The following is a 7,744-nucleotide window of genomic DNA, read 5'->3' on the forward strand; positions in this document are numbered from 1 at the left end:
GGGGGGGTGAGAGGGGTGTGGGGGGGGGGGGGGGGGGGGGGGGGGGGGGGGGAGGGGGTGGTTAGCGTTGGGCTATGGAGCTGGAGCAGGCGCAGAAGTTGTGGCAACCGGAGCCGGGCTGGTTGAACACGGCCACCTATGGACTGCCGCCGGAACCGGTGTGGGACGCCCTGCAGCGGGTGCTCGCCGACTGGCGGACCGGGCGGGTGTCGTTCGAGGTGTGGGAGGAGTCGGTGGACCGGTCCCGGGCCGCGTTCGCCCGGCTGACCGGGGTGGACGTCGCCGACGTGAGCGTCGGCGCCAGCGCGTCACAACTCGTCGCGCCGATCGCGGCCGGGCTGCCGGCGGGCGCGACTGTGGTGGTGCCCGAGACCGAGTTCACGTCGATCCTGTTTCCGTGGCTGGTCCAGCAGGAGCGCGGCGTACGGGTGCGCACCGTGCCGCTGGCCGGCCTGGTAGACGCGATCGACGCCGACACGGACCTGGTGGCGTTCAGCGTGGTGCAGTCCGCCGACGGCACTGTGACTCCGTACGACGAGATCGTCGCGGCGGCCCGGGCGCACGGCGCGCTCGTGGTGGCGGACGCCACGCAGGCGTGCGGGTGGCTGCCGTTCGCGGCGGACCGGGCCGACGCGGTGGTGGTGGCGGCGTACAAGTGGTTGATGGCGCCGCGCGGCTCGGCCTTCGCCTACCTGGCCCCGGCGCTGCGCGAGCGGATGCGCCCGGACGCGGCCGGGTGGTACGCCGGTCGCGACCCGCACGCCTCCTACTACGGTCTGCCGCTACGCCTGGCCGACGACGCCCGGCGTTTCGACATCTCCCCGGCCTGGATGAGCTACGCCGGGGCGGCTCCGGCGCTGGAACTGCTCGCCGACCTGGACCCGGAGGCGGTGCGCGCGTACGACGTGGGGCTGGCCAACCGGTTCCTGGCCGGGCTGGGCCGCCCGCCCGGCGACAGCGCGATCGTCTCGGTGGACGTGCCGGACGCGCAGGAGCGGCTGGCCCGCGCCGGGGTGCGTGCGGCGGTACGGGCCGGCCGAGTGCGCGCCTCGTTCCACCTCTACACGACCGAGGCGGACGTGGACCGGGCGGTCGAGGCGCTGACCGGCTGACCTCGCGGCCGGAGAACGGCCAGAACGCCCGAGAAGGGCCGGGGAGCGGCCCGAGAACAGTCGGAGAGCGGCCGAGAACAGCCAGAACGGCCGGCGCGCCACCGCGCGCCGGCCGTCCCGATCGGTCAGCAGACGTCGAAGGTCGCGGACGTGTAGGAGAGCAGTTTCCATCCGCGGTCCGGGCCGAGGGTCATGTCCCACCTGCCGTCGGTCCGGCGACCGAGCTGGAAGTAGTCGGTCGCTCCGTCGTAGGCGTACCAGCCCTCGCCCTCCCAGACGACGAGCCGGGTGGCCGCCCGGGAGAGAGTCCTGGCACCGACGACGCCGTCGCTGACAAGGCCCCGGGCGCTCTGCCACCGCTTGGTGGCGGCAGTCGTCTGCGGCCCGAACCGGCAGTCGACGTCGGAGTGGGTGAGGTAGCCGTCGGCCCACAGGATCATCTGCCACATGGCGACGACGTTGCTGTAGGAGCGTGTCGACGTCGAGATCGGGCCCTCGTCGCCCCAGTCGTCCCGCCAGTCGCCGGAACCGGTGATGTACCCCTGACTCACGCTCGCCGAGGCCGGTGCGGCCGAGACCGCGAGGACTCCGAGCATGGCGGCGGCCATCGTGAGCGCGACGGCCGTGGTTCGAGTGCGCATGTGCATCTCCTCCGGCTGGTGGTGCCTTTGCCGGGGACACACCTGGCGCCCGCGCCCGGTTGCGCAGAGTCAGAGTTGGGACACAACGCGTCAGGCCAGGTGGCCGCCGATCTTCGTGTACCCGCGCAACAGGTCGCGGGAGATGATCAGCCGCTGCATCTCGTCGGTGCCCTCGAAGATCCGGTACAGCCGGACCTGCCGGTACCAGCGTTCGATCGGCAGCTCCCGGGTGTAGCCCATGCCGCCGTGGATCTGGAGCACCCGGTCCACCACCCGGTTGACCATGCCGGCGCCGTAGAGCTTGCCCATCGAGGAGGCGTGCCGGGGGTCGAGGCCCTGGTCGACCGTCCAGGCCGAGCGCAGGATCAGCCAGCGGGCCGCCTCCAGTTCGGTCTCCGAGTCGGCGATCATCCACTGGATGGCCTGGTTGGTGCCGATCGGCGCGCCGAACGTCTCCCGCGTGTTGGCGTGGTCGATGGCCATCTGGAGGACTCGTTCGGCGATGCCGATGGCGTGCGACGGGATGGTGTAGCGGCCCTTGCCGATCCACTCCATGCCGAGCGTGAAGCCCTGCCCGATCTCGCCGAGGATGTTGCGGTGCGGCACCCGTACGCCGTCGAAGATCAGCGAGGCCGGGCCGCCCTCGCCCATGGTCTGGATGAACTCGGACCGCCAGCCCATCGCGCGGTCCACCAGGAACGCGGTCGCGCCGCCGCGGCGGGCGCCCTTCTCCGGGTCGGTCACCGCGACCACGATGGCGAAGTCGGCGTCGTTGCCGTTGGTGATGAACGTCTTCTCGCCGTCGAGGACCCACTCGTCGCCGTCGCGGCGGGCGCGCAGCTTGATGTTCGCCGCGTCGGAGCCCGCGCCGGGCTCGGTGATGGCGAAGCAGGAGATCCGTTCCCCCTCGATGGTGGGGATCAGGAACTCGCGCTTCTGCTCCTCGGTGGCGTGGAACAGGATGTTGTCGGCCTCGCCGCCGAAGCGGAACGGCACGAAGCTGCGGCCCAGCTCGGTCCAGATCAGCGACTGCATGACCGCAGGCAGGGCCATCCCGCCGTACTCCTCGGGCGTGGCCAGCCCCCAGAAGCCGAACTTCTTGGCCTTGAGCTGGAGTTCGCGCAGCTCGGAGCGGTCCAGGCCGGGCTGGTGGGCGCGCTCGCGGCGCAGGACCTCCGCTTCCAGCGGCATCACCTCGCGGGTGACGAACGTGCGAACGGTGTCCCGGATCGCGCGTTCCTCGTCGGACAGTGCGAAGTCCACGGTGCCCCCTCAGGTCGACTGCCTCTAAACTAGCGCTGGAAGTTTTCCCGCGTCCAGACCCGGTGTCGAAGAGAGGATGATGACCAGGTGCCCCGACCCCGACAGGCCCTGCTCACCCGCGACCGGATCGTCGAGACCGCGCTGGCGCTGATCGACGCCGACGGGCTGGACGCGCTCTCGACCCGGCGGCTCGCCGCCGCGCTGGGCGTACGCGGCCCCTCGCTCTACAACCACTTCGCCACCAAGGAGGAGATCCTCGACGCGGTGGCGGACGGCGTCGCGGCGACGGTCGACATCGGCGTCTTCGACGAGTACGACTGGCTCGACGCGCTCGGCCGCTGGGCGCGCTCGTACCGGGCCGCGCTGGCCGCGCACCCGAACATCGTGCCGTACCTGGCGCAGGGGCCGGGCCGCCGTCCGGCCGCGCTCGCCATGGCCGACGCGGTCTACGGCGCGCTGGTCCGGGCCGGCTGGCCGCCCGCGCGGGCCACCCACATCGGCGCCGCGATGCGCTACTTCGTGGCCGGGTCCGCGCTCGGCTCGTTCGCCCGCGGTTTCGTCGAGGACCCCTCGCTCTACGCCGCGCACCCGCACCTCAACCAGGCCCACCGCCTGGCCGGCCACCAGCGCAGCGTGGACGAGGGGGCGTTCGCGCTCGGCCTGGACGCGTTGCTGCACGGGTTCGCCGCCGAGTACGCGGCCACCGTCGCCCCGCTGGAACGGGTCGGCGGTCCGGAGTAGCGTCGAAACTCCCACCGCTAGTTTCCACCGCCCCCGAAGGACGCCATGGATCTCGCCGCCGCCCCTCCCGCCCTGCTGACGCGCCGCCACCTGCACGTCGCCGGTGACTGGGTCGACCCGTCGTCGGGCGACACCATCCCGGTCGAGAACCCGGCCACCGGGAGCATCGTCGGCGAGGTGCCCGCCGGCACGCCGGCCGACGTGGACCGCGCGGTCGCCGCCGCCCGCGCCGCGTTCCCCGGCTGGGCCGCCACCGCCCCCGAGCAGCGGGCCGCGCACCTGGACCGGCTGCACGCCGCGCTCGCCGCCCGCGCCGACGAGATCGCCCGCACCGTGGCGACCGAGCTGGGCACCCCGCTCAAGCTCGCCACGCGCGTCCAGGCCGGGCTGCCGCTCACCGTGCTGCGGAGCATGGTCGACCTGGCCGCCCGCCCGGCCGCCGAGCACACGGTCGGCAACTCGCTCGTGGTCCGGGAGCCGGTCGGCGTGGTCGGGGCGATCACCCCGTGGAACTACCCGCTGCACCAGGTGGTCGCCAAGGTCGCGCCCGCGCTCGCCGCCGGGTGCACAGTGGTGCTCAAGCCCAGCGAGCTGACGCCGCTCACCGCGTACCTGCTGTTCGACGCGATCACCGAGGCCGGCCTGCCGCCCGGCGTGGTGAACCTGGTGCCCGGCACCGGCCCGGTGGCCGGCGAGGCGCTCGCCGCCCACCCCGACGTCGACCTGGTCTCGTTCACCGGCTCCACCGCCACCGGCCGGCGCATCGCCCGCCTGGCCGCCGAGCGGCTCGCCCGGGTCTCGCTGGAACTCGGCGGCAAGTCGGCGAACGTCGTCCTGGCCGACGCCGACCTGCCCACCGCGGTCAAGGTCGGCGTCGGCAACGCGCTGCTGAACTCCGGGCAGACCTGCACCGCCTGGACCCGGATGCTCGTACACCGCGACCGCTACGCCGAGGCGCTGGACCTGGTCGCGGCGGCGGTGGCCGGCTACCGGCTCGGCGACCCGTTCGACCCGGCCACCCGGCTCGGCCCGCTCGCCTCCGCCGCGCAGGCCCAGCGGGTACGCGACCACGTCGACCGGGCGCTCGCCGACGGCGCCCGGCTCGTTGCCGGTGGTCCGGACGCACCGCTGCCGTCGCAGGGGCACTTCGTGGCGCCCACCGTCTTCGCCGACGTGCACCCGGACAGCGCGCTCGCCCAGGAGGAGGTGTTCGGGCCGGTGCTCGCGGTGATCCCGTTCGCCGACACCGACGAGGCGGTCGCCATTGCCAACAACTCCCGGTACGGGCTGGCCGGCGCGGTCTGGTCGGCCGACGAGGACGCGGCGCTGGCAGTGGCGCGGCGGATGCGTACCGGCCAGGTGGACGTCAACGGCGGCGCGTTCAATCCGCTCGCCCCGTTCGGCGGCTACAAGCAGTCCGGCCTCGGCCGGGAGTTGGGCGCGTACGGCGTGGAGGAGTTCACCGAGCTGAAGGCGATCCAGCGATGAGGGCGCTCGTGGTACGCGGCCGGGGCGAGACACCGGCGGTCGAGGACGTACGCCTGCCCGCGCCCGGCCCGGGCGAGCTGCGGGTACGCATCCGCGCCGCCGGCATCTGCCACTCCGACCTGGCCATGGTGGACGGCACGCTGGCGCCCGCGTACCCGCTGGTGCTGGGGCACGAGGCGACGGGCGTGGTGGCCGAGGCCGGGCCCGGCACGACGCTCGCGGTCGGCACACCCGTGGTGCTCAACTGGGCGCCCGCCTGCCGGGAGTGCTGGCACTGCCGGCACGGCGAACCGTGGCTCTGCGCCGCCAACCCCAACCCGTCCACACCCCGGGGCGAGACGGCCGCCGGTGAGCCCCTTCAGGTCACGCTCGGACTCGGCGCGCTCGCCGAGGAGGTGGTGGTGCCGCAGCACGCCGCCGTACCGGTGCCGGCCGGACTGCCGCCGGAGCAGGCCGCGGTGCTGGGCTGCGCGGTGCTCACCGGCGTCGGCGCGGTCCGCAACACCGCACGGGTCGCACCCGGCGAGTCGGTGGCGGTGATCGGGCTCGGCGGGGTGGGGCTGGCCGTGCTGACCGCCGCGCGGCGGGCCGGCGCGGCGCCGATCCTCGCCGTGGACGTGGTGGAGGCCAAGCGGGAGCTGGCGCTCGCCGCCGGTGCCACCGACTTCCTGCGCTCGGACGACCGGCTGGGCAAGGAGATCCGGGTCCGCACCGACGGACGCGGCGTGGACCACGCGTTCGAGTGCGTCGGCCGGTCCGCCACCATCCGCGCCGCCTGGCGGGCGACGCGGCGCGGGGGAGCGGTCACGGTGGTCGGCATGGGCGGCAAGGACGACATGCTCAGCCTCTCCGCGCTGGACATCTTCCACTCCGCGCGCACGCTGCGCTCCTCGGTGTACGGCTCGACCGACCCGGACCGGGAGGTGCCGGAGCTGGCCGAAGCGCTCGCCGCCGGTGACCTGGATCTGGGACCGCTGGTGAGTGGCACGGTGCCGCTGGCCGAGGCGCCCGCCGCGCTGGAGCGGCTGGCCCGGGGCGAGGGCGCCCGCTGGGTCGTCACCTTCCCGGACTGACCGGGTTCCGGCCGGATTCACCGGTGGCGCATCCGGATCGGGCCGTGCGGACGAACCCTGGGTAGGAGAGCTACCCGGGGGTACGTCCGTTGCTGACCGAGAACATGCCGGCCGGGGCCGTCGAGACGGCCCGCAAACGGCTGACCGCCGCCGCCGAGGACCTGGACGACAACCGGGTCGCCGGGCTGGTGCTCGACCTGGCCGCCGAGGTCGGGGTGGTGCCGGCCTGGGAGCAGGTCTGCCTGCCGCTGCTGGGGACGCTGCGTGGCGACAGCGCCGCCGAGATCGCCGTCGAGCACGCCCTCTCCGAGGGGGTACGCGTCGGCTTGGACGTGTTCGGCCGTGAGCCTTCCCGGCCGCTTCCCGCCCAGGGCGTCCTGCTCGCAGGCGCCGAGCACGAGACGCACTGCCTCGGGCTGCACGCCCTCGCCGCGGCGCTGCGCGAACGCGGCCGGGGCGCGCTGCACCTCGGCCCGGCGCTGCCCTGGTCCGCGCTGGCCAGCGCCGTGGTCCAGGTCCGCCCGCGGGTGGTGGTGGTCTGGTCGCAGTCGCCGCTGACGGGCCGCGCGTACCGCCTGGTGCGTCTGCGGCGGGACCTGCCCGGGGTACGCGTGCTCGCCGCCGGCCCGGGGTGGATCGAGCCGTTCCCGCCCTCGTCGGCCGTGCCGCGGCGCCTCACCACCCTCGGTGAGGCGACGCTGGCCTGCTTGGCCGGAGGCGGCGCCTGACCTCGGGGCGTCTGATCGGCCCGCGCCTGACGCCGGCTGCCTGTGGGCCCGCCTGACGCCTGCCGCCTGGCATCCGGTCAGCCGGCGCGGAGGCCGCGCAGCAGCGTGGCGACGGCGGCCTCCGGGTCGAAGCCGTCATCGGGGGAGGCGAGCTGGTTGCTCAGCAGCCCGTCGACGAGTGCCAGCAGCATCCGGAAGTGGGCGGGCGGATCGGTCGAGCCGAGCGTGGCGAGCAGCGGCTCGCCCCAGCCGGCCAGCCGTGCCCGGGCGGCCTCGATCGCCGGGCGCAGGTCGGGCCGCACGGCCGCCTCGACGAACAGCGCGTACCGGGCCAGGGTGAGCACCCGCTGCTGGTCGGTGAACTCCCGGATCAGCCGGCCGACCACGGCGGCGAACGCGGCGACGTCGCCCGGCGGCAGGTCCGCGGCGAGCCGTTGCCAGGCCGCCGTCTCCACCTCGACCAGCCGGTCGAAGACGCCGGTGACCAGCGCCTCCCGGGTGCGGAACCGGTTGGACGCGGAGCCTTCGGGCAGGCCCGCCTCCGCGTCCACGGCCCGGTGGGTGAGCTGCCGCGGCCCTCCGGTGCCGAGCACCCGGATGGCGGCGTCGAGCAGGAGCTGCCGGCGATCGGTCACCCGGTCAGACTACAGCCGTAGTGCGGCCGACTACATCTGTAGTACGGTGACCGCATGGGCGGA

General features: G+C 74.4%; 8 protein-coding genes. 5 read left to right on the forward strand and 3 right to left on the reverse strand.

Annotated features, from left to right (window positions below):
• Positions 1-74 precede the first annotated feature (74 nt).
• The gene (locus tag F8279_RS28240) at positions 75-1,112 is read left to right on the forward strand and encodes an aminotransferase class V-fold PLP-dependent enzyme (protein WP_151501568.1); all 1,038 of its coding nucleotides are present in this window, start codon (positions 75-77) and stop codon (positions 1,110-1,112) included.
• Positions 1,113-1,237: 125 nt separating this feature from the next.
• Here the strand turns inward: F8279_RS28240 and F8279_RS28245 are convergent, their stop codons facing one another.
• Together F8279_RS28245 and F8279_RS28250 are read right to left on the reverse strand one after the other, a co-directional pair.
• Complete coding sequence (locus tag F8279_RS28245) at positions 1,238-1,753, reverse strand: peptidoglycan-binding protein (protein ID WP_192580788.1); 516 nt, start codon at positions 1,751-1,753, stop codon at positions 1,238-1,240.
• A 90-nt stretch (positions 1,754-1,843) separates the two neighbouring features.
• Positions 1,844-3,016, reverse strand: coding sequence for an acyl-CoA dehydrogenase family protein (locus F8279_RS28250; protein ID WP_091424180.1), 1,173 nt, complete (start codon positions 3,014-3,016; stop codon positions 1,844-1,846).
• 87 nt (positions 3,017-3,103) lie between these two features.
• Between F8279_RS28250 and F8279_RS28255 the strand changes: the two genes are divergently transcribed.
• From F8279_RS28255 to F8279_RS28270, 4 genes are all read left to right on the forward strand, one after another.
• The gene (locus F8279_RS28255) at positions 3,104-3,757 is read left to right on the forward strand and encodes a TetR/AcrR family transcriptional regulator (RefSeq protein WP_091424185.1); all 654 of its coding nucleotides are present in this window, start codon (positions 3,104-3,106) and stop codon (positions 3,755-3,757) included.
• A gap of 45 nt (positions 3,758-3,802) precedes the next feature.
• Positions 3,803-5,245, forward strand: coding sequence for an aldehyde dehydrogenase family protein (locus F8279_RS28260; protein WP_091424189.1), 1,443 nt, complete (start codon positions 3,803-3,805; stop codon positions 5,243-5,245).
• Complete coding sequence (locus tag F8279_RS28265; protein ID WP_175438798.1) at positions 5,242-6,318, forward strand: zinc-binding dehydrogenase; 1,077 nt, start codon at positions 5,242-5,244, stop codon at positions 6,316-6,318. Before F8279_RS28260 ends, F8279_RS28265 begins: the two co-directional genes overlap by 4 nt.
• Positions 6,319-6,407: 89 nt before the next feature.
• A complete protein-coding gene (locus tag F8279_RS28270; RefSeq protein ID WP_225853445.1) occupies positions 6,408-7,046 on the forward strand; it encodes a transcriptional regulator in 639 nt (212 codons plus the stop codon).
• Between the two features lie 77 nt (positions 7,047-7,123).
• Here F8279_RS28270 and F8279_RS28275 read toward each other — a convergent pair whose 3' ends face one another.
• The gene (locus F8279_RS28275) at positions 7,124-7,681 is read right to left on the reverse strand and encodes a TetR/AcrR family transcriptional regulator (protein ID WP_091424197.1); all 558 of its coding nucleotides are present in this window, start codon (positions 7,679-7,681) and stop codon (positions 7,124-7,126) included.
• Between the last annotated feature and the right edge of the window lie 63 nt (positions 7,682-7,744).

The sequence above is a fragment of the Micromonospora sp. AMSO1212t genome (assembly GCF_008868145.1).
Taxonomy (GTDB): Bacteria; Actinomycetota; Actinomycetes; order Mycobacteriales; family Micromonosporaceae; genus Micromonospora; species Micromonospora tulbaghiae.